We start from the raw sequence: 18984 nt of genomic DNA, 5'->3' as shown, positions 1-18984 counted from the left end.
GCTCCTTGTGGTGGGTGGTTTCGGGTGCCGGGGCGCCCGGTGGTGTCCGGCGTCGTCACTCCTCGGTGTCGCGCGGCAGGACGTTGAGGGCCCCGTACCGGCCGCCCTTGATGTGTGCGGTGTCGAACAGGGCGTCCAGGTGGGCCACGTCGTCGGCGCTGAGGCGGACCGAGGTGGCCGCGAGGTTGGCGCGGACGTAGGCCGGGCGGCGGGAGCCGGGGATCGGCACGATGTCGTGGTGCCGGGCCAGCAGCCAGGCGAGGGCGATCTGGCCGGCGGTGTGGCCGGCGGCTGCGGCGAACTCCTCGAGCGTGTCGACCAGGCGCCGGTTGTGCGCGAAGTTCTCGCCCTGGAACTTGGGCAGCGTGGACCGGAAGTCGTCGGGCCCGAACTCGCCGGTGCCGCGGAAAGCGCCGGTGAGCATGCCGCGACCCAGGGGGCTGTAGGGCACCAGGGTGACGCCCAGGCGGCGGCACGCCGGCAGCACCTCGGCCTCGACGCCCCGCTCCCAGAGTGAGTACTCGCTCTGGAGGGCGGCGATGGGGTGGACCGCGTGGGCGCGGCGCAGGATCTCCGGGGTGACCTCGCTCAGGCCGAGGGCCCTGACCTTGCCTTCGGCGACGAGTTCCGCCATGGCGCCGACGGTGTCCTCGACCGGGACGTCCGGGTCCAGCCGGTGGTAGTAGTACAGGTCGATCCGGTCGGTGCCCAGGCGCCGGAGGCTGGCCTCACAGGCCTCCTTCACGTACTCGGGGCGTCCGTCGAAGTAGCTGCGGCCCTCCGGGGTCGGGCGGGCGGAGAACTTGGTCGCCACCACAGCCCGGTCCCTGCGGCCCCGCAGGGCCCAGCCCAGCAGCTCCTCGTTGTGCCCGAAGCCCGCGACCGGGCGGCCCGGGGTGGCGCTGCTGGCCCCGTAGTAGTCCGAGGTGTCGAAGAGCTCCACGCCGAGGTCGATCGCGTCGCGGATCGTGGCGACCGAGGCGTCGGGGTCGGCCTCTCCGTAGAACTGCGACATCCCCATGAGGCCGAGACCGACCGGCCGCACCGACAGACCGGAGTCGCCCAGCGGCGTGCGGGCCGCTCGCGTCGGCTCCGTGCCTTCGTCCGTGCGCGTGGTGCCGTCGTTCATTTCTGCACACCTCTCGTCTCGTCGGTCTCGCGGCCGAATCGGCCGACCCACCGCCTCCCTTTAAGAGGCCAGTGGAATCTTATAAACTTCACCATAAAGGTCCACTGGCCTCTTGTCCAGACGGGCGGACCGGCGGACGTTTGGGCGCGAGTGCCGGGACCGGCGGTCCGAGACTCGCGAGCCGCCCCAGCAGGTACGCCGTACCGAGCAGCGCCCGGTGCACGGCATCGGGCGGTCCGTCGGACGGGCCGCCGTCCACCGGACCGCCCGGGGGCGTGGACCGCAACACGGCCTCCGCCTCGGTGAGCAGCCGGGCGACGCCGTCCGCAGGCCGGGCGGGGAGCGGTGGCGTCCCGCTCAGTGCCTCGGCCGCGTCGGCGAGGGCCGCGATCGCTCGTACGAGTCCGGACTCGGCGTCGGGCCCGGGGCCTGGGTCCTGGGCGCCGCCGAGGTCATGGACGGGGTACGGGTCGGATTCACGGCCAGGGCCGCCGTCCGGGGCGGACGGATGTGTGTCGCGTGTCAGGGCGGCGGCCGCGGTGCGGATCCGCAGAGTCAGGCTCGTGTGCAGTGCCATGCGGTGGCGGCCGCGCCGCGCGTCGTTGCCCATGACGACCGGGTGACCGAGGAGGCTCGTCAACGGAGCTGCGACCAAAGCCAGTTGGTGGGTGCGCAGGTCGAGGGTGCGGAGCAGCGCGTCGAGTACGGGGAGTTCGGGGGGCGCGGTCTCGGGCGGCGCGGTTTCGGGTGGGCCGGGAGGGGCCGGTTCCGGCTGCACGCCGTCCGGGCCGGGGACCGGCAGAGCCCGCAGTACGCCGGCCACCGCGTCGAAGTACCGGCCGCGGGCGGCCTCCACGATGTCGCGGGTGTCGGTCCGCAGGAGCAGCAGGGCCACGAGGACGCCGACCGCCGCGCCAAGGGCCGTCTCCTCCAGGCGCAGCAGCAGCAGGTCCCGGGACAGTTCGTGCAGCAGGGAGTAGAGCTGGACCACCGCCGTGGTGGTGAAGAAGGCCGTGAAGGCGTAGGAGAACACGGCCAGGTAGAGGCTGAGCACAAGGCTCCCGACGATGACGACGAGAACCACGGCCGTGTGTCCCGCAGCGGCTTCGGCCACCCCGACCCCGGCGCCCAGGCCGAGGAGGGTGCCGACGACGGCGCTGCCCGCCTTCGTGACGGACTCGGCGCTCGTGGCGGTCCCGGCGAAGGCGAGCAGCGAGGCGGCCACCGCCCAGTAGTAGTGGTCCGGGGACAGCAGGCGCCCGAAGACGACGGCCAGCCCTCCGGCCACGGCGACCTGGAGGGCCTGTCGGCTCGGCTGGGACAGTCCGCGCAGCCGGTTCCAGCGGCCCCGGGCCGCGACACCCCGCGCCACGGCGGACGAACCGGGCAGCGCTCCGAGCACCAGGGGCGCGGCGGGAGTGAAGTCCGGGCCGGACCCGACGTGCGGCGGGGTGCGGTCCCAGGCCGCGAAGGTGGTGAAGGCGAGGGCGGCCCGGATGAAGCGCGGCGGCAGGGGGGAGGTGGGCCCGTCCGCCGGTGCCGGGGCCTCGTCGCCCACCTGGGCGGCGCGTCGCCGGGCCGCCGCGTACTCGTTCTCGGCCAGGTGCCGCGCGATGTCCGCGGCCCGTCCCGCCCCGCCGTCGGCCGCCCTGCTCAGCGCCACCGCGGCGGCGGCGAGATCGTCGACGACGAGGTGAGCCTCCAGTGTTCTCCGGCGCAGGGCGGCGGCGCTCCAGCCGGCGGGCAGCGCACCGGCCGTCGCGGACCATCCGTCGATCACCAGAGCGGTCTCGGCCAGCCGCAGCTGCCGCGAACGCAGCCGGACCAGGGCGCTGTCCGCACCGGCCGGGGACGACTCCAGAAGCTCGGCGCAGGCTCGTGCCACTGCCCGTGCGCGCGCCCCGAACGCCTGCTGCACCCGCCTGAGCGTGCGCGCGGGCCTGACCCGCAACACCGTCAACGACAGCAGCAGCACCCAGGCGGAGCTGATCGTGACGCTGAGAAGGAGGGCGGGTGTCTGGGACACCGTGCGGTGCAGAAACGCGGCGAACACGAAGCCGATCCAGGCCATGGTGCCGTAGGAGGAGAAGGCCGGCCCGAAACGGCGGATGTGGACTGTCAGGAACAGCAGGACCACCAGGAGACCGAGCGTGGCTCCGCTGTGCCCGGTGACGGCGGCGCTCGGCAGCATCCCGGCCAGGGTCGCGGCCGGGAAGAAGACGGCGGTACGCACCTTCGGCCACGGACGGGGCTCCCCGAGAGCCGCCCACCCGGTGAGGGCGACGACGGCACCCAGCAGCATGGCGACGAGCGTGTCCCGGGCGCCGGAACCGAGGGCGCGCCCGAAGCCGTACTGGACACCGATGGTCGTAGAGATCGCCACGCCCGCCGACAGGGCTTGGTGCAGGCGGAGCAGTCCGGGGTCGGACGCCGCCAGGCGGTCCCACGCCCCGGCTCCGAGTCCGCGTGTCGACGCCATGCCTGCTCCTCCCGGGTATGGGTCGGTGTCGGTGCGGGGCGCCCGGCGGCACCAACCAGGACGGGAAGGCGCCGACCACCGCGGGCCGTACCGGCGTGTCCACCCTGTATCGGGCACAGACAAGGCACATCAGTCACATGACGGTGAGTATCGGCGTATTCCAGGCATATGACGACCATGTCGGCCGTGCCGACACCCCAGTCATGTGACAGATGCGGCGCCGAGGCGGCTGTAGCACTGTGGCATGGCAGGCGGCGCGCCGGACACATATGTGTCGCGAGACAGACGGCCCGGTCTTCACATGTGCGTGGACCCGGGTGACCCACGGGACACACCATCCGCCCTTCCTGGAACGCGAACAGAACGACGAAAGGCGCATCATGGCCAAGGTTTGGTTGATTACCGGAGCCTCGCGCGGCTTCGGACGCGGGCTGGCCGAGGCGGTGCTGGAATCGGGGGATCTGCTGGTGGCCACCGCACGGCGCCCGGAACAGCTCGGCGATCTCGTCTCCCGGTACGGGGACCAGGTCCGGGCGGTCGCCCTGGACGTCACCGACGCTGCCGCGGCCCGCAACTCGGTGAGCGCCTCCGTCGACGCATTCGGACGCCTGGACGTCGTCGTGAACAACGCCGGGTACGCCAACAGCGCGCCGATCGAGGAGATGGCGGAGGACGACTTCCGCGCCCAGTTCGAGGCCAACTTCTTCGGGGTTGTCAACGTCACCCGGGCCGCGCTGCCGGTCCTGCGCGCCCAGCGCTCGGGGACGTTCGTGCAGTTCTCCTCACTCGGTGGCCGGGTGGGCGGCACCCCGGGCATGGGTGCCTACCAGAGCGCGAAGTTCGCCGTCGAGGGCTTCTCCGAGGTCCTGGCCGGCGAGGTCGCACCCTTCGGTCTCAAGGTCGTCATCGTCGAACCCGGGGCCTTCCGCACGGACTGGCAGGGCTCCTCGATGCGGCTGCATCCCGTGGGAGCCGACTACGAGGAGACCGTGGGCGCGATCAACCGCTACCGCGAGGAGAACAACGGCGTCCAGCCCGGGGACCCGGTCCGCGCCGCGCAGGTCATCCTCGACGTCGTCGCCCACGACGACCCGCCGCGCCGGCTCCTGCTCGGCGCCCAGGCCGTGGAGATGGCCCTCGAAGCGGGCCGGGTGCGCGCCGCCGAGACGGAGAAGTGGGCCGCCGTGAGCAGTTCGGCGGACTTCCCTGCCGAGCCGTAGGCCTGACGTCCCGCGGCACACCCTGCCGCACCCCGGTCTCACCCCCGCAAGTCCCCGTCACCCGCTGTCGCACCCCCGCGACCTCTTCCCGTCACACGTAGGAGTACTTCATGAACCGCAAGACCTGGCTCATCACCGGCGCTTCCAGCGGCCTGGGCAAGGCCCTCGCCGAGTACGTGCTGGCACAGGGCGACCAGGTGGTCGCGACCGCCAGCTCGATCCGGGCCACATCCGAACTGGCCGCGCGGTACCCGGAGACGGCCCTGGCGGTCCCCCTCGACGTCACCGACCCCCAGCAGCGCAAGGAGGGCGTCCGCGCGGCGGAGGAACGCTTCGGCGGCATCGACGTCCTCGTCAACAACGCCGCCATCGACTTCATCGGGGCACTGGAGGAGCAGGAGGAGGCGGACTACCGCAGGCTGTTCGAGGTCAACTTCTTCGGCGCGGTCGCCCTCACCCGGGCGGTGCTTCCCGGCATGCGCCGGCGGGGCAGCGGCGTCGTCGTCAACGTGTCCTCGATGGACGGCCTGGCCAGTCTCCCCGCCAACGGCTACTACTCGTCCAGCAAGTTCGCGCTGGAGGGCTTCACCGAGGCGCTGTGGCAGGAGATCGAGCCCCTCGGTCTCCGCGCCATGATCATCCAGCCCGGTTCCTTCCGCACCGGCATCGAGAACCGGACCCGGGCCTCCGGACCTGCGATCGACGACTACGCGGCCACCGCGGGCGCGTTCCGCGGCATGATGGGCAGCCTCACCCCCGAGATGTTCCCCGGCGACCCGGACAAGGCCGCCCGGGCCATCCACGACGCCGTCACCTCGTCCCAGCCCCGCCACTGGGTCGTGCTGGGCAGCGACGCCCAGCGTCGTATCGGCGTCAAGCTCGACCAGCTGCGCGCCGAGTTCGACGCCGGCGAGGAGGTCGCCTACAGCACCGACTTCCCGGGCAGCGCGGAGAACGCCGTCCTCTGAGGCGCGCGGGACCGTGACCGCGTTGCCCTCACGCCGCGCGGTCACGGGCGACGGGGCCCGGATCACGGCACCTTGGGGCCGCCGAGATACGTCCCGTGCTCGTCGTACGGCCACGCGTTGGCCTCGCAGCCGTGCAGTCCGTCGATCTGCTGCATCATGGCCGGCGCCGGCCTGCCGGGTCCCGGGCATCCCTCGTGTCCGTGCCCGATGCGGTGTCCGACCTCGTGGTTGATGATCAACGCGCGGTAGTCCGCGAGCTTGCCGGGGAACTGGGGAGAACCGGAGTTCCAGCGCTTCAGGTTGACGATGACCCGGGAACCGACGTCGCAGTTCACCTCGCCCTTGGTGTGCAACCCCGCGGCCCCGCAGATCCTGTCCACGGTCGCGGGGGAGGCAATGACGACCACGAAGTCCCGGTCTCCCTCGGACACGAGCTGGAAGCCGTCGTGGCCGTTCGCCGTCCAGGATCTGCGGTCGGCGAGTATCTCGTACACCTGTCGTGCCGCGTCGTCCGCCGACAGCCCGATGCCGTCCTCCACCCGGACCTTGAAGCGCCGTATGTTGCCGTTGCCGACCGGCGGTGCGGACAGCTTTCCGGTAACGAACCCGTCGGTGTCCTCCGCCACGGGTGAGGGCGTGCTGTCCGGCGGCCCCTGCTTCGATGCGGGGGAGGATGCCGCCGTGCTCTCCTGCGCGCGGGGCGCGGCGTCGGCGCTGCCGGGCGTGGTGCCGAGGGAGCGCAGCAGGTGCGGGACGCTCAGCACCCCGACCCCCAGCAGGATGCCGACCACCGCCAGCCTCTTCGGCCACCTGCGGCCGCGCCGGGGACGGCTCCGGGACGCGGGAGCCGCGCCGGTCGTGGGCTTTCGCGTGCTCGCCGACGAAACTGCGTGACGTGCCATGTGTCCATAACCGATCCACGATGCGGGTAAACGGGAGGAAACAACACCTCCCCACCTCGGACGAGAACGATGGGGGGTTTTGTTCACCCCGCCGATTCGCGGGTCGTCGTCGGCGTGCCCCGGTCGGCCGGTCTTCCGGAGGGCCGGGAGACCGGCCCTCCGTGAGCATCATCAGGACGGCGGCAGCACCTGGCGTCCACGGTACGTTCCGCAGTTGCGGCAGGCGGCGTGTGCCGGGGTCGGCAGGCCGCACGTCGGGTTCGCGCACGTCACGAGCGGTGGCGGGGTCGCCTTCCAGTGGGCCCGGCGGTGCCGGGTACGGGCGCGGGACTTCCTGTTCATCATGGGAGCTGGATCCGATTCCGTGTGTTTCCTCTCTCCGGCCGACGCGTGGGGTGGATCCGGTGGATCACGTGTGCGCACACCTGACGGCAGGTACGGGCGACCGTCCATGGCTGGACGGTCGTCTGTCGTGCGGAGGCGACTGATCGGCGGAGCACCGGTGGGCGGTGGCCGGAGCTGCTGGCTGTGAGCGGGCGAGCGCGCCTCTCGTCCCGCCGGACTCCGTGGCGGGACTGCGGGAGCCCGAACCGGCGCCGGTGGGCGGCTCGCTCGGGCTAGGCTCTGTCGACTTCGATCAGCACGTCCGGGAGATTAACAATCGCCGGGCTGCGTCGCAACGCACCAGTGTGCCGTCGTCCCGTCCCGGCCCGCGCGTGGTCCGCTGTGCGCCACCTGTCCGCCGTGTGGCGCACAGCGTGCCGGTCAGATGGTGTGGGTCAGTCGCCACAGGGACGTGGTCTCGGCGCTGCGTGCGGCGTGCAGCGGATCGGTGGTGTCGCGGGAACGGGGATGCCTGGGACTGGTGTCGACCCGGTCCACGATCCGCAGACGCGCCGCGTCGACGGCGTCGAGCAGGTGGCGGCGGCTTCTCAGCCCGAGGAGTTCGGCGAGGTCCGACAGGACGAGCCAGCCTTCGCCGCCCGGCCGGAGGTGTGCGGCCAGTTCGGTGAGGAAGCCGCTCAGCATGGCGCCGTCCGGGTCGTAGACGCCCTGCTCGACAGGGCCGGTGGGGCGGGCGGGGAGCCACGGCGGGTTGCACACGACGAGGTCGGCTCGGCCCTCGGGGAACAGGCAGGGCCCCACGATGTCGATCCGGCCACTCAGCCCGAGCCGGTGGACGTTCTCCTCGGCGCAGTCCAGGGCGCGGGGGCTGCTGTCGGTGGCCACGACGCGACCGATGCCGCGATGGGCTAGCACGGCCGCCAGGACGCCGGTTCCGGTGCCGAGGTCGAACGCGGTAGCGGTGGTGGGGCGGTCCCGGATCGTGACCGGCAGTGGCGTGTGGGCGACCAGGTCGACGTACTCGCCCCTGACGGGTGCGAACACGCCGTAGTGGGGATGGACGCGGGCGCCGAGTGCGGGTACGTCGACGCCTCGCCGTCGCCACTGGTGGGCGCCCAGCACGCCCAGCAGTTCGCGCAGCGAGACCACTGTGCGCCCCTGCGGTGGGCCGTAGGCCTCCAGACACGCCTGGCGGACGTCGGGCGCCCTGCGCAGGGCCAGGCCGTGGTCATCCTCCAGCAGCACCAGGAGCCTGCCGAGGATGCCGGCGCGGCGGGCCTTGGCACGGCGCTGGAGTCCGAAAGACTCGCTCGGCGTTCGGCCCGGGGGTGTCGGCCTGCGGTCGACTCGGCGGCCCATCGCCCGCAGGAGTTGCCGTGCGTTGTGGAAATCGCCCCGCCACAGCAGGGCGGTTCCCTGCGTGGCGTGCCGGAAGGCCTGGTCGGCCCGGGTCCGGTCGTCGGCGAGGGCAACCTTCCGGGGAGGCGGGCTGTGATTCTCGGAATGCCAGCGGGCGGACCGCCGGTTGTGGTCTTCCGTCCAGTGGATGGTGGACACCACGTACTCCTCGTGGTCGAACGTGCGGGGATACGGAGTGCACTTCGACAAGAGGCAGGCGGGACCGCCGCCGGTCCTGGGACGGGCGGGTACGTGGAGTCAGCCGGTGGCTACCGCTCCCGCGTCGAAGCGCGGGTGCGGAGGTCCCACACGACCATGCCCAGCATCACGGACAGCCCTCCCTGGAGTGGGGCATCAGAGTCGCACAGGCGCCGTTCCGCCGCCAAGTGAACCGCCCAAAGGCCCCGGTGGTGTCGCTCAGTCCGCGAGCTGCGACAGCTCGTCCCAGTCCACACCGTCCATCTCGGACCCACGGGGCACCAGGGTGTAGGTGTGGGCGAGCCACTGCGCGACCGGTTCGGTAGGTATCTCGAAGACCGCCGCGACGGTGTTCACCAGCCGCAGACAGAAGGAGGGCGCCCCGCCGTCGGGCAGGTCGTACATCGGCCAGACCATCACGTCGCCCTCCCCCGTGCGGGCGCTAAGCCCGTCGGCCAGCAGGTCCCTGGACAGGACCCAGCGCACCGGCCGCTTGCCGTCGGCGTCCAGGACCACGGTGACGGCGAACGGATCCTGCTCGGCGTACGAGAACTCGCAGGACAGCGTCAGGGCGAGTTCGGGGGACAGCCAGCGAGCGACGTCCAGGGTGAGGTTGCACTTGTTCATCGTGGTCTCCTAGGTGCTCTGCCGGGCAGTCGGCCGCGGCCCGCACACCCAGTCTCCGAGCGGGTGGCGGCACAGTCTGTCGTGCGTTCCCTCGACGCCCCTCGGGCCGTCCTCACGGCTCTGTAGGGTGTGCCCCACGGTCGGGGGGTGTCTCTCACACGTATCTTCCGTCTGTGTCCGGCCAGGACCGGGCTAGGATGCGGCCATGAGCCAACCACTACGGGCGGTGCTCGGCGAGGACCAGGCGATCGTGCGCGAGGGCATCACAGCCATACTTCGCAGGGCCGGCATCGAGGTGGCCGCCGCCGTCGACAACGCGACGGACCTCCTCGGCGCAGCCCGGGAGCACCGGCCCGACGTGGTGATCACCGACATCCGGATGCCGCCGGGCCTGGAGACCGACGGGCTGCGTGCCGCACAGGAGATCCGCGCCACGCGGCCGGAGACGGCCGTCATCGTCCTCTCCCAGTTCCTGGACGCCTCCTACGCGCTGGACCTGGTGGGGGACGACCCGAGCGGGGTGGGCTATCTCCTCAAGGAGAAGGTGGCCAGTCCGCAGGTACTCACCGACGCCGTCGAGCGGGTCGTCGCGCGCGGCTCGGCCCTCGACCCGGACGTGATCTCGGCCTTGCTGGGGCGCAAGCGTCCCGAGGATCCGCTGGCCGCGCTCACCCCGAAGGAGCGAGAGGTGCTGGCGCTGATGGCCGAGGGACACTCCAACACGGGAATCTCAGAGCGGCTGTTCGTGAGCGTCGCCGCCGTGGAACGGCATGTGACCGGCATCTTCCTGAAACTGGGGCTCAGCCAGTCGTCGTCGGGGCAGCACCGGCGGGTGATGGCGGTGCTGCGCTACCTCGAGCAGTAGCCGCGCCCTGCCCCCGGGCGGGGCCGTCAGGAGCCAGCCGGGGCGAAGATGTGCCGCAGGTCGGCCTCGGACAGCCGGTCCTTGGCGATGAAGGACTCGATGCCGGCCTGTTCCAGCTCCTCCTGCGACCAGTACGACTGCTCGGTGGAGGTCAGCACGGTCCTCGGCGGGTGCTCCTCCTTCTTGAGCAGCCGTGCGACGGCCAGTCCGTCCAGGTCGGGCAGGTGCAGATCGAGCAGCAGCCCGTGAGGACGGTGCGCCCGCACCGCGGCCAGCGCCGAGGCGCCGTCCCCGGACTCCGCCACCACCCGCAGTCCACGTGCCGTCAGCAGCACAGTGGCGATACGGCGGAATCCGGGATCGTCGTCGACGACCACGATGTTGATGCACATGGTCCCAGCATGCCCATGCGCCGCGCGTCGGGACCATAGGGGGAGCCCTACGCTTTGCGCATGCCCGGGAGGGGTGGGGCAGGCGATTCCTTGGCGGCCTGCGGGACCCGGTCGCCTGTGGCCCCCGCTTCCCCGAATTTGATATGTATGTACGTATCTGATGACACGTATGGGGTGGGGGGCCCTCGTGGCTCGACTGCTGGAGGGGATTGGCGTGATACCGGTCGAGACACGTTCGTTGAAGAGCAGTAATCCGGTGCTGTCGCGGCGGGTGCTGGGGCGTCACGGCGGGTGGAAGACGACGGCCGGGGACCCGGACGAGGTACGACAACTGGTCCCGCCCGGCGTGGACGAACCGTCGGTGCAGTCGGCGCAATCGGGTCGGTCCGTGCTGCCCCATCAGGTCGGTGATCTGCTGTTGATGGGCCCGGTACTGGCCCGCGCGGCGCTCGCGTTCGTACTCACCGCGTTCACGGCCGTCCTGTCCTGGCTGGTGCCGCCGGTTGCCCCCACCGACACCGCCGCCTCTTACACGGTCGCCGCCGCGGCCGGCCTGACCGCCGCCGTCCCGGTCCTCATCCAGTGCCGCACCGGCCGGCCCTCTCCCCTGCTCACCCTGGCCTTCGCCCCCGCCCAGGGAGCCTTCCTCGGCGTCCTGTCCAACACCGTCTCCACCCACCTCTCCCCAGGCATCCTGGTCCAGTTCGTCCTGGGTACCCTGACCGCCCACGCCGGCGTCCTGACCGCCTACGCCCTGCACTGGGTCCGCGTCGGCAGCCGCACCCACGGCCTCGCCACCGCCGCCGCCCTCGGCGTCAACCTTCTCATCGCCGCCGACTTCACCCTGACCACCGCCACCACCCCGGCCGTCCTCGGCCTCCAGCACCTCCTGCCCGGCGCCGCCACCGGCCTCACCGGACTCCTCACCGCCATCTGCTTCCTCTCCCTCCACCTGCGCCGTGTCGAACACGAGATCACCCATGGCACCCCCCGCACCCAGGCCTGGCCGGCTGCCCTAGGGCTCACCCTCACCCTCACCTGGCTCTACGTCGAAACCCTCCGCCTCCTCACCCTCACCACACCCCACGACCTCCCCTGACTCGGCTCCCGTTCCCGCCGACACATTTCTCCCCCGCCGGTGAACCCCCACGGGGGTCCGTCTCGTGTATCAGATAACCGAAGGCGGGCGGCCTCCCACGCCGCTGAGTGTTCGAACCGGTACGCCGGTCTCGCGAGCGGGAAGCTGGACCTTCGGGACGAAAAGGAGGGGCGGTCGGGCTGTGGAGGGCCCGACCGCCCCTCCGTCGTACCCGTCGGAGTCCGGGGCCTCTCACGGACCTCGGAACTCGCCGCCGTCCGATCGGGCTTGATGGTGGCTCCACACCAGCAGCGCGAAGAGGACGAGGCCGGACACAATCAGGCCGGCTCCCGTGGCCCAGCCGCCGAACGGCAGCCGGGGCTCCAGCCCCCACACGAGCCCGGACGCGATCAGAGCCGCCCCGGTCAGCACGGAGGCGGCGATCCGCAGCGGCGACGAGACACTGTCCGCGGCCGCGCGCAGAGCTCGCTCCTGCACGGGATCGACGTAGCGGGTCAGGGAGGGGAACCGGCGCGAGAGGACCAGAAGACCGGCGAGCACCAGGAGCAGGCCGGGTCCGGGCAGCACGAGCAGTGCGACACCGGTCAGCAACAGGGCCCCGCCCGCCACGAGCGCGGCTCCCCGGCTCACCACACTGCCTCTGCTCATGACACTCTCCGTCCGATCGAGGAGAAACAGGAGATAAGAAACCTGTCGAACCAATGCGGGCAACTTTACTCAAAACGCGTCACCAGTCAAGCCGGTGACGCACGATGCGGCGTTCGGGATGAGTCGCCACCGGACAAGGGCGAACCCGCTCAGCCGCCTGCCGACGGCGCCGCGTCCGTCACCGGGCCCACCGTGAAGACCCCACCGCACACGCGCAGCCCGTCCGGGCCTCGTACCGCCACGGACTCCTTCGACCCCGGCGGGTAGACGATCACGGAGGCGGATGTCGCCCAGCAGGCGCCCCCGCTGATCTCCTCGCCCGCGGTCTTCACCACGGCGTGCGCGATCCGTCCCGGCCCGAGCGTCACCGCGCGGGCGCCACTGCCCCCGTCCGTGCCACGGATCGCCGGTTCCCCGATCCGTCGGCCATCCGTGTCCGCAAGCGAGACTCCGGGGTAGCCCTGCAGGACACAGGACGCGGAGCCCGTGTTTCGGAGCCGCAGGTCGAAGTACTCGCTGTTCATCTCCTGGCCGTTGGACACGAGCGCCGGTGCCAGGTCCGCCGCCACGCACCGCCGCTTACCGCCGTCGGTGCCGGGCGCCTCCCGACCGGCACCGTCGTCATGGTCGGCCGGTCCCGCCACGGCCCCCGAGGACGGTCGCGCCGACGCCGTGCCGGTGCCGTCCGAGCCGTCGGTACCGTCCGCATCGCCGGACCCCGCTGGAGCCTGGGCGGACGCCAAGAAAGAGCCCGCCGGGGCGCTCGCGGCGCTGTCGCCGTCGCCACCTCCGCCGGCACAGGCCGTCAGTCCCACCGCACAGGCACCCAGCACCGCGGCGCCCACCGCCAGCCGCCGCACACCTGGAACCCCGCTCCGTCGGTTCGCACCGTTCCGTGCTGTCGCCATGCGCTGCTGCTCCCTCTCCTGATCCTGAGGTCTCGGCCCGAAGTAACCCGCACACCCTCGGGTGCGGAGACAGGTATGCAACGGGATGGGACAAGTGTGCACCAAGCAGGACGAGAAGAGTCGCTGTCGAATGCCCGCCGACCGAGGCCCGGCAAGGCGCACGGTGGCACGGGCTACGCTCGTCGTCTGTGTTCCGCGGGTCATACGTGTCTCACGTCCGCCGATGCCAGGCGTGGAGGTCTGACTACAGTGAACGATTCCCCCGTTGGTCCGGGCGCTGACCAGACGTGTTTCCCTGTGGAACAGGATGTCGCGGCACGGTTCGGCGCGGGTCTGAGCCCGTCGGAGCTGCAGGAGGCCATCGAGCGGGCGCAATGCCTGCTCTCCGAGGCCTACGGGCAGATCCTCACTCGGGTGACGGAGGAACGCGAGGCGCGCCCGTCCGCGGCACTCGGACCCGACGGGGCGGCGCGGCCTGCTGCTTCCGCCGACGTCGTCTCACCCGGGATTCTCAGGAGGGTCCTTGACGCGCCGAAGGGGTCGGACCCGGGCGCCGGGAGCGGGGCGGAGGCCGGTCGCGGTTCCGACGTCACCCTCGTCACCAGGCCCCACCCCCACCGGTCCGGCCGCGTCGGCTACGAGTTCGGCCATGACTCGAACCGCCTTGCGGGCGGCCGGACCGTGCGCGCGCAGATGGCAGGCCTACGACCGGGACTTCGTCCACCTCGCCGCCGAGGCCTACTTCCACACGGACATCGAGTGGATCGAACCCATCGCCGACCTCGAGGAGATCCCGCACTCGACTCGCCCGGAACACCGGCGCCGCCGAGTACTACACCCTCTCCGCACACGGCGACACGCTCCGTTTCACCTCGGTCAGGTCCCGTCCCGAGACTGCTGCGGACGCGCATGAAGAGCGGCCTTCCACTCCTGCGGGCACGCAGCACAAGGGTCTCCCCGACAAGTTCCTGATCGAAGCACACACGATCATGTGGCACCGCAACGTCGAGCGGGTCCCCCTGCCGGGTGGCACGTCCCAGGCCGATCCCGACGTGCTGCGCAGTGTGGCATGGGACCCAGGCACGGTTGTTCTCCACGGGCGAAGTCACCCGGCATACCGAGAGGGAGCGTGCCCTCGCCGTCGCCGGGCTGCGGAACCTGGACGGGGCACTGACGGATCTCGCCGACCGGTTGCACCGCAGCGAATCCGGCAGGCACAGCTGGGAAACCGTCGGTGCGCAGTGGTCCCAAGCCATGCGTGCTGCCGCCACACTCCGCACCGAGCTGTTCGGAGAGGAGGCCGACTGGCCACCGCGGGAGGCGATCCGGGGTTGGCAGGAGCTTTCGACGCTTCCCGTCGCAGGGCGGTGTGCTCGGCGCCGTCGCGGCCATGATGCGTGTCAACTGGAACAACTACTCGGACGCCGAGGCCGCGAACCGGAAGACCTGGACCCAGTCCTGACGCGGCGCCCGGCCGGCGATCGACGCCGGGCACTCCGCCTTCCGTCCTCCGGGGGCCGCGGCCGGAGAGGCCGGCGCGGCCCCGCCCCCCTCGCGCGGCTCTCAATGGTGCAAGTCGGTCGGCCCGGGGGCGTCCAGCACCTCCGTGAGAAAGGCGTCCCAGTCCAGTGCGTCCATCTCCGCCTCGGGCGGCGTGACCCGGTAGGTCTCCTCCAGCCACGCATCGATCGGCGGGACCGGCAGCTCGAACAGGGCACTCATGTCACGGGCGTCGAGCAGCAGCCACGCCGTGACCCGGTCGCCGGAGCGGGCGGGCCACACCCGTACGTCGCCACTGCCGCTCACCGAGTGCAGGCCCTTGTGAAGGAGCTCGCGACTGATGCGCCAGGTCACGCTTCCCCCTTCCTCGGCCATGAGCTTCAGGGTCACGATCAAGGGGAAGCCCGGATCGAACCGGAATTCTGCGCTCATGGGGTGCCGGACGAACCCGTCCAGCACCCGGTGAATGCCCAGGGACAGCGTGGGCGGGTCCGAGGGCGTGTCCTGCCGGGACCGGGCATCGCTTCGGGGACCGTCCATGACGAGTACTTCCTTCCGTGGTGCGGACTCGACGCCTCTCACTCTTCTCCGTGAAACGACCGCAGGCATACGTCACTTGACGGGGGAGGAAAGAACCACGTCGCCGACGTGGGGCGGGCCGCAGCCCGGGAGGAGGCCGAAAAGCCCGGGCCCCGCAGGGCATCGGCCACGGCTGCCGCAGTGGTCGGGCATCAGGTCGTGGTGGCTTCCGGCGCGGTCTCGGCGAGCCTCTTGAGCTGCGCGAGCCACCGGGCGTTCAGGCGCTCCGCCCAGGCGGGGGACAGGGCGTCGATGCTCCTGGCGGCGGGGCCACGCACGACGGCCTCGGTCACGACGTGTGTCCGGTCCCCGGCCTCCGTGAGCAGCCACGCCTGATAGAGCTGCACTCCGGCGCCGATCCCCGACCAGCCGAGCCGACGGGGCGGCTCGTGCTCGCCGATGATGACCTCGAACCGGTGCCGGTGCAGCTCCACCTCGAACGCGCTCGCATGGGCACCGAGCCGGACCCCGGTGATGCCCGGAACCCATTCCGGCCAGCGGGCCATGTCCGTGAGCAACGCGAAGACCAGGTCCGGCGAGGAGTTGATCACGGCCCGCGCCTGACAGAAGCTGTGAGCGCTCTTGGGCGTGAACCCGGACGGCCAGTGCATGTCCGGGTGGCCGTGTGAGGCGTCGTGCATCCGGTGTCCCTCTCGAGCTGCTGGTCGGCGAGGGTACGGCCGCCGTGAGAAGGAAGCCCCGCAGGGCCATGCCCGCCTTCCTCCACTGTGCACGCCGGGCCGCGAGAGGGGATACGTCAAATGACTGAGCAGCGGGTGGCACGCGTGGGATGCGGACGGGGGGGCGAGCGAACCTTCTGCCGCCGCGGCACGTGGTCAGAGCAGCGGCGCCGCGCGTCTCCCAGCCGCCGGCCCACCCGACGAAAGGCACGAACATGACCCATTCGGTCCCCGCACCCGCGCAGGGAGAACTGGACACCTCGGCCCCCGTGGAGCTGACGTTGCTGGTGCGCCGGAGCCGACCACTGCCGGCCGGCCTGGTGGAAGGGCCGGACACGATCTCGCAGCGGGAACTCGTCATCGGCTACGGCGCCTCGCCCGAGGATCTCGCACACGTGTGTGACACGGTGCGGGAGTACGGGTTCGAGGTGGCCGACATCGACGCCGCGGCGCGGCGCGTGGCCGTGTCCGCGCCCGCGTCCCAGGTCGCGCGGGTCTTCGGCGGCCGGGCCGCCCACGCCTCGGTCGTCGATGCGTTCACCGAGCAGCCCGGCACGTACCGGGCGTGGGAGGGCGGGACGGTTCTCCCCCCGGAGCTGGAGGGCGTCGTGGTCTCGGTCATCGGCCTCGACACGCGTCCGCGGCTGCGCCCGGAGTTCCGGACCTTCCCGGGGCAGCAGCGGCTCCTGTACACGCCACCGGAGCTGGGCGCGCTGTACCGCTTCCCGGCCGGCACCGACGGATCCGGACAGACGCTGGCGATCGTCGTTACGGGCGGCGGATTCCGGGCGGAGGACATGGATGCCTACTTCACCGGTCTCGGCCTGCCCGTCCCGGCCATCCGCACGGTGAGCGTGGGAGGGGCGCAGAACGAGCCGGGAGGCCCCGGTGACCTGGAGGTGGTCCTGGACGTGCAGGTGGCCGGGGCGCTGGCTCCGGGCGCCGACCTGGTCGTGTACTTCGCGCCCAACTCCGACCAGGGCGCGATCGACGCGCTCCGCGCCGCGATCCACGCCACGCCGACGCCGACCGCGATCAGCCTGAGCTGGGGCGCTCCGGAGGCGCACTCCAGCGACCAGGTGCTCCGGGCGATGGACGACCTGTTCGCCGAGGCGGCGGCCCTGGGTGTCACCGTGTGCGCGGCCATCGGCAACGAGGGCAGCAGCGACGGCGTGTACGACGGCGGATCCCACGTGAACTTCCCGGCGTCAAGCCCGCACGTGCTCGCCTGTGGCGGCACCACCCTGGTCGGCTCCCCGGACACCGGCACGATCGAGTCCGAGACGGTGTGGAACACGGGGGCGGACGGGGCGACCGGCGGCGGGGTGAGCCGGTTCTTCGGTCTGCCGGAATGGCAGGCCTCGGTGGGGGTGCCCGCCCGGGTGGGCTCGGACACCCCGGGGCGGGGCGTGCCGGACGTCGCGGCCAACGCCGACCCGGCGACGGGCTACCAGATCCTCTTCAACGGGCAAACCGGCTTCATCGGCGGCACGAGCGCGGCCACGCCCCTGTGGGCCGCGCTCGTATGCAGGCTCGCACAGGGCCTCGGCCGCCCGCTCGGTCTGTTGGCTCCGCTGCTCTACGAGGGTCCGACCGGCCCCGACAGGGTGACCGAGGGGTTCCGCGACGTCGTCGCGGGCAACAACGGGGCGTACGCCTCGTCCCCCGGCTGGGACCCGAACACCGGTCTGGGCGCTCCGGACGGCACCGCGCTGCTGGAGAGTCTCCGCCGGCGCCTGGGCTCCTCTCCCGCCGGGCCCGCGTGAGCGCACCGCCTGCCGCACACACCCACCGGCGGCGTCGGCCGGTCACCGCGATCTGATCAGGACCGAGGCCACGATTCCGCCGGTGTAGGCGACGGCGTAGTAACGCAGCATCGGCTGGTGCGGCGCACGGGCCAGCAGGACCACGTCGAGTGCGGCTGTCGCCGCGACCACGAACGGATCGAACTGCGCTTTCTCGAAAGCCAGGTTGGCCGTGATGGCCGCGGCGACGAAGAGGGCGTTGACGACGATCAGGATGTTGTCCCACGGCCGCAGGGCACGGGTGGACGGGTGGCGGACCTGCGTCAGTATGACCGTGACGTTGAGGACGGTGAAGCCGGCCAGGAAGAGCAGGTCGGAGAAGACGTCGTCGTTGAAGGCGACGACCCGGCACAGCGAGGACGAGATGGCGGAACAGAAGCGCCCGTGGCGATAGTTGGTGATCTCGTGGTCGCCGAGACTCAGTGCGTACAGGTACGCGCCGGTCACCAGGAGGATGCCGGGCGCGGCACCGGCCCCACACCCCCGGTGGGGAGCGGCGTTCGTCAGGTGGGTGACGACCAGGTGGTAGAGGACCACGGTGCACAGCCCGAGCGCCATGTTTCCGGCCTCCACCCAGCGCAGGAACCCGTTGTCCGCGACGGGGGCGAGGGTGGCGCTGTGCTTCCTGTTGACCGAGACGAGCACGACGACCAGGGAGATGAGGGAGAGCAGCAGGTGGAGCCGGTCGTGGGTGGGACGGCCCGTAGAGGGCGACTGCGGTGGGGTGTCCCGCGCCGCGGCGGGAGAGCGTCGACTGAGCACACCCGGCAGACGAGCTGAGGCCCGAAAGAGTTCACACCTCGGCCGTCAGATCCGGCTCGGGGCGGACAGGTGCCGCACGCCCAGGAGGTCGGAGACCAGTTGGCGGGTGTCGGCATGGTCGCCGTCCACTCGCAGTCCGCCGCGGGCGGCGCGCTCGCCCGGTGCGTCGGCCCTCTCCAGCGCCATGTCGCGGGCGAGTTCGGGGTCGAAGGTTCCGGAGACGACGTAGAAGTGGTGCACGACCCGGCCGCTTGCCGTGCGGAAGTCGAACCCTACGAGCCAGGAGCTTTCGGTGACCATGAGAGTGCCTTTCCAGGTGGGTTGACGGCCTTGGTGGTCCTTCTTCTGTGGAGGCGGCCGTCGGCCGGTGGATACCAACTGTGCTTGTACGTCCAGTGTGCGTACGGCCCGGCGCCGCGGCATACGTCACATGACGACCGGATTGTCGGTGCGCTCGCCCTCCCGCTCGCTCTCCCCGCG

18 protein-coding genes are annotated in these 18984 nt (G+C 71.6%); 5 read left to right on the top strand and 13 right to left on the bottom strand.

Annotated features, from left to right (window positions below):
- Nucleotides 1–55 precede the first annotated feature (55 nt).
- On the bottom strand, nucleotides 56–1129 hold the full coding sequence (locus tag IE258_RS38095; RefSeq protein WP_189750371.1) for an aldo/keto reductase: 1074 nt from the start codon (nucleotides 1127–1129) through the stop codon (nucleotides 56–58).
- Nucleotides 1130–1217: 88 nt separating this feature from the next.
- A complete protein-coding gene (locus IE258_RS38090; RefSeq protein ID WP_189750370.1) occupies nucleotides 1218–3608 on the bottom strand; it encodes an FUSC family protein in 2391 nt (796 codons plus the stop codon).
- Between the two features lie 380 nt (nucleotides 3609–3988).
- Between IE258_RS38090 and IE258_RS38085 the strand changes: the two genes are divergently transcribed.
- Complete coding sequence (locus tag IE258_RS38085; protein ID WP_189750369.1) at nucleotides 3989–4828, top strand: oxidoreductase; 840 nt, start codon at nucleotides 3989–3991, stop codon at nucleotides 4826–4828.
- Between the two features lie 110 nt (nucleotides 4829–4938).
- Nucleotides 4939–5796 (top strand): SDR family NAD(P)-dependent oxidoreductase, encoded by an 858-nt coding sequence (locus IE258_RS38080; RefSeq protein ID WP_189750368.1) that lies wholly within the window; start codon nucleotides 4939–4941, stop codon nucleotides 5794–5796.
- Nucleotides 5797–5858: 62 nt separating this feature from the next.
- Here the strand turns inward: IE258_RS38080 and IE258_RS38075 are convergent, their stop codons facing one another.
- The 4 genes from IE258_RS38075 to IE258_RS38060 form a co-directional block, all read right to left on the bottom strand.
- Entirely contained in the window at nucleotides 5859–6587 is a 729-nt protein-coding gene (locus IE258_RS38075) for a DUF3152 domain-containing protein (RefSeq protein ID WP_229892693.1), read from the bottom strand.
- Between the two features lie 282 nt (nucleotides 6588–6869).
- Nucleotides 6870–7040 carry a 50S ribosomal protein L32 gene (rpmF, locus tag IE258_RS38070; RefSeq protein WP_373309982.1) on the bottom strand — a complete coding sequence of 57 codons (171 nt, stop codon included), beginning with the start codon at nucleotides 7038–7040 and terminating at the stop codon, nucleotides 6870–6872.
- Nucleotides 7041–7463: 423 nt separating this feature from the next.
- Complete coding sequence (locus IE258_RS38065) at nucleotides 7464–8600, bottom strand: methyltransferase (RefSeq protein ID WP_189750365.1); 1137 nt, start codon at nucleotides 8598–8600, stop codon at nucleotides 7464–7466.
- Nucleotides 8601–8858: 258 nt separating this feature from the next.
- Nucleotides 8859–9266, bottom strand: coding sequence for an SsgA family sporulation/cell division regulator (locus IE258_RS38060; protein WP_189750364.1), 408 nt, complete (start codon nucleotides 9264–9266; stop codon nucleotides 8859–8861).
- A 205-nt stretch (nucleotides 9267–9471) separates the two neighbouring features.
- On the opposite strand from IE258_RS38060, the gene IE258_RS38055 reads away from it, so the two are divergent.
- Nucleotides 9472–10131 (top strand): response regulator transcription factor, encoded by a 660-nt coding sequence (locus tag IE258_RS38055; RefSeq protein WP_189750363.1) that lies wholly within the window; start codon nucleotides 9472–9474, stop codon nucleotides 10129–10131.
- 26 nt (nucleotides 10132–10157) lie between these two features.
- Here the strand turns inward: IE258_RS38055 and IE258_RS38050 are convergent, their stop codons facing one another.
- Nucleotides 10158–10523 (bottom strand): response regulator, encoded by a 366-nt coding sequence (locus IE258_RS38050; RefSeq protein ID WP_189750362.1) that lies wholly within the window; start codon nucleotides 10521–10523, stop codon nucleotides 10158–10160.
- Nucleotides 10524–10761: 238 nt separating this feature from the next.
- Here IE258_RS38050 and IE258_RS38045 point away from each other — a divergent pair, with 238 nt between their 5' ends.
- A complete protein-coding gene (locus IE258_RS38045) occupies nucleotides 10762–11622 on the top strand; it encodes a Bax inhibitor-1/YccA family membrane protein (protein ID WP_229892692.1) in 861 nt (286 codons plus the stop codon).
- A gap of 231 nt (nucleotides 11623–11853) precedes the next feature.
- Here the strand turns inward: IE258_RS38045 and IE258_RS38040 are convergent, their stop codons facing one another.
- From IE258_RS38040 to IE258_RS38025, 4 genes are all read right to left on the bottom strand, one after another.
- On the bottom strand, nucleotides 11854–12270 hold the full coding sequence (locus tag IE258_RS38040) for a PGPGW domain-containing protein (RefSeq protein ID WP_189750360.1): 417 nt from the start codon (nucleotides 12268–12270) through the stop codon (nucleotides 11854–11856).
- Nucleotides 12271–12419: 149 nt separating this feature from the next.
- Nucleotides 12420–13178 (bottom strand): DUF4232 domain-containing protein, encoded by a 759-nt coding sequence (locus IE258_RS38035; RefSeq protein ID WP_189750359.1) that lies wholly within the window; start codon nucleotides 13176–13178, stop codon nucleotides 12420–12422.
- Nucleotides 13179–14741: 1563 nt separating this feature from the next.
- Nucleotides 14742–15218: an SsgA family sporulation/cell division regulator gene (locus tag IE258_RS38030; protein WP_189750358.1), complete on the bottom strand. Its 477-nt coding sequence runs from the start codon at nucleotides 15216–15218 to the stop codon at nucleotides 14742–14744.
- Nucleotides 15219–15409: 191 nt separating this feature from the next.
- Nucleotides 15410–15898: an SRPBCC family protein gene (locus tag IE258_RS38025; RefSeq protein WP_189750357.1), complete on the bottom strand. Its 489-nt coding sequence runs from the start codon at nucleotides 15896–15898 to the stop codon at nucleotides 15410–15412.
- A gap of 254 nt (nucleotides 15899–16152) precedes the next feature.
- Here IE258_RS38025 and IE258_RS41825 point away from each other — a divergent pair, with 254 nt between their 5' ends.
- Entirely contained in the window at nucleotides 16153–17703 is a 1551-nt protein-coding gene (locus IE258_RS41825; protein WP_189750356.1) for a S53 family peptidase, read from the top strand.
- 42 nt (nucleotides 17704–17745) lie between these two features.
- Here the strand turns inward: IE258_RS41825 and IE258_RS38015 are convergent, their stop codons facing one another.
- Nucleotides 17746–18504: a hypothetical protein gene (locus IE258_RS38015; protein WP_189750355.1), complete on the bottom strand. Its 759-nt coding sequence runs from the start codon at nucleotides 18502–18504 to the stop codon at nucleotides 17746–17748.
- Nucleotides 18505–18549: 45 nt separating this feature from the next.
- Entirely contained in the window at nucleotides 18550–18804 is a 255-nt protein-coding gene (locus IE258_RS38010; protein ID WP_189750354.1) for a hypothetical protein, read from the bottom strand.
- Nucleotides 18805–18984 lie beyond the last annotated feature (180 nt).

The organism is Streptomyces tendae (assembly GCF_014650435.1).
Classification (GTDB): Bacteria; Actinomycetota; Actinomycetes; order Streptomycetales; family Streptomycetaceae; genus Streptomyces; species Streptomyces tendae.
The sequence above is the reverse complement of the archived record's forward strand: the minus strand, read 5'-3'. Positions and strand labels throughout refer to the sequence as shown.

Coding starts and splice junctions, on each gene's coding strand:
- IE258_RS38050 (WP_189750362.1), bottom strand. CDS start 10,523: ATGTGCATCAACATCGTGGTCGTCGACGACGATCCCGGATTCCGCCGT.
- IE258_RS38080 (WP_189750368.1), top strand. CDS start 4,939: ATGAACCGCAAGACCTGGCTCATCACCGGCGCTTCCAGCGGCCTGGGC.
- rpmF (WP_373309982.1), bottom strand. CDS start 7,040: ATGAACAGGAAGTCCCGCGCCCGTACCCGGCACCGCCGGGCCCACTGG.
- IE258_RS38010 (WP_189750354.1), bottom strand. CDS start 18,804: ATGGTCACCGAAAGCTCCTGGCTCGTAGGGTTCGACTTCCGCACGGCA.
- IE258_RS38035 (WP_189750359.1), bottom strand. CDS start 13,178: ATGGCGACAGCACGGAACGGTGCGAACCGACGGAGCGGGGTTCCAGGT.
- IE258_RS38040 (WP_189750360.1), bottom strand. CDS start 12,270: ATGAGCAGAGGCAGTGTGGTGAGCCGGGGAGCCGCGCTCGTGGCGGGC.
- IE258_RS41825 (WP_189750356.1), top strand. CDS start 16,153: ATGACCCATTCGGTCCCCGCACCCGCGCAGGGAGAACTGGACACCTCG.
- IE258_RS38085 (WP_189750369.1), top strand. CDS start 3,989: ATGGCCAAGGTTTGGTTGATTACCGGAGCCTCGCGCGGCTTCGGACGC.
- IE258_RS38095 (WP_189750371.1), bottom strand. CDS start 1,129: ATGAACGACGGCACCACGCGCACGGACGAAGGCACGGAGCCGACGCGA.
- IE258_RS38060 (WP_189750364.1), bottom strand. CDS start 9,266: ATGAACAAGTGCAACCTCACCCTGGACGTCGCTCGCTGGCTGTCCCCC.
- IE258_RS38025 (WP_189750357.1), bottom strand. CDS start 15,898: ATGCACGACGCCTCACACGGCCACCCGGACATGCACTGGCCGTCCGGG.
- IE258_RS38090 (WP_189750370.1), bottom strand. CDS start 3,608: ATGGCGTCGACACGCGGACTCGGAGCCGGGGCGTGGGACCGCCTGGCG.
- IE258_RS38030 (WP_189750358.1), bottom strand. CDS start 15,218: ATGGACGGTCCCCGAAGCGATGCCCGGTCCCGGCAGGACACGCCCTCG.
- IE258_RS38055 (WP_189750363.1), top strand. CDS start 9,472: ATGAGCCAACCACTACGGGCGGTGCTCGGCGAGGACCAGGCGATCGTG.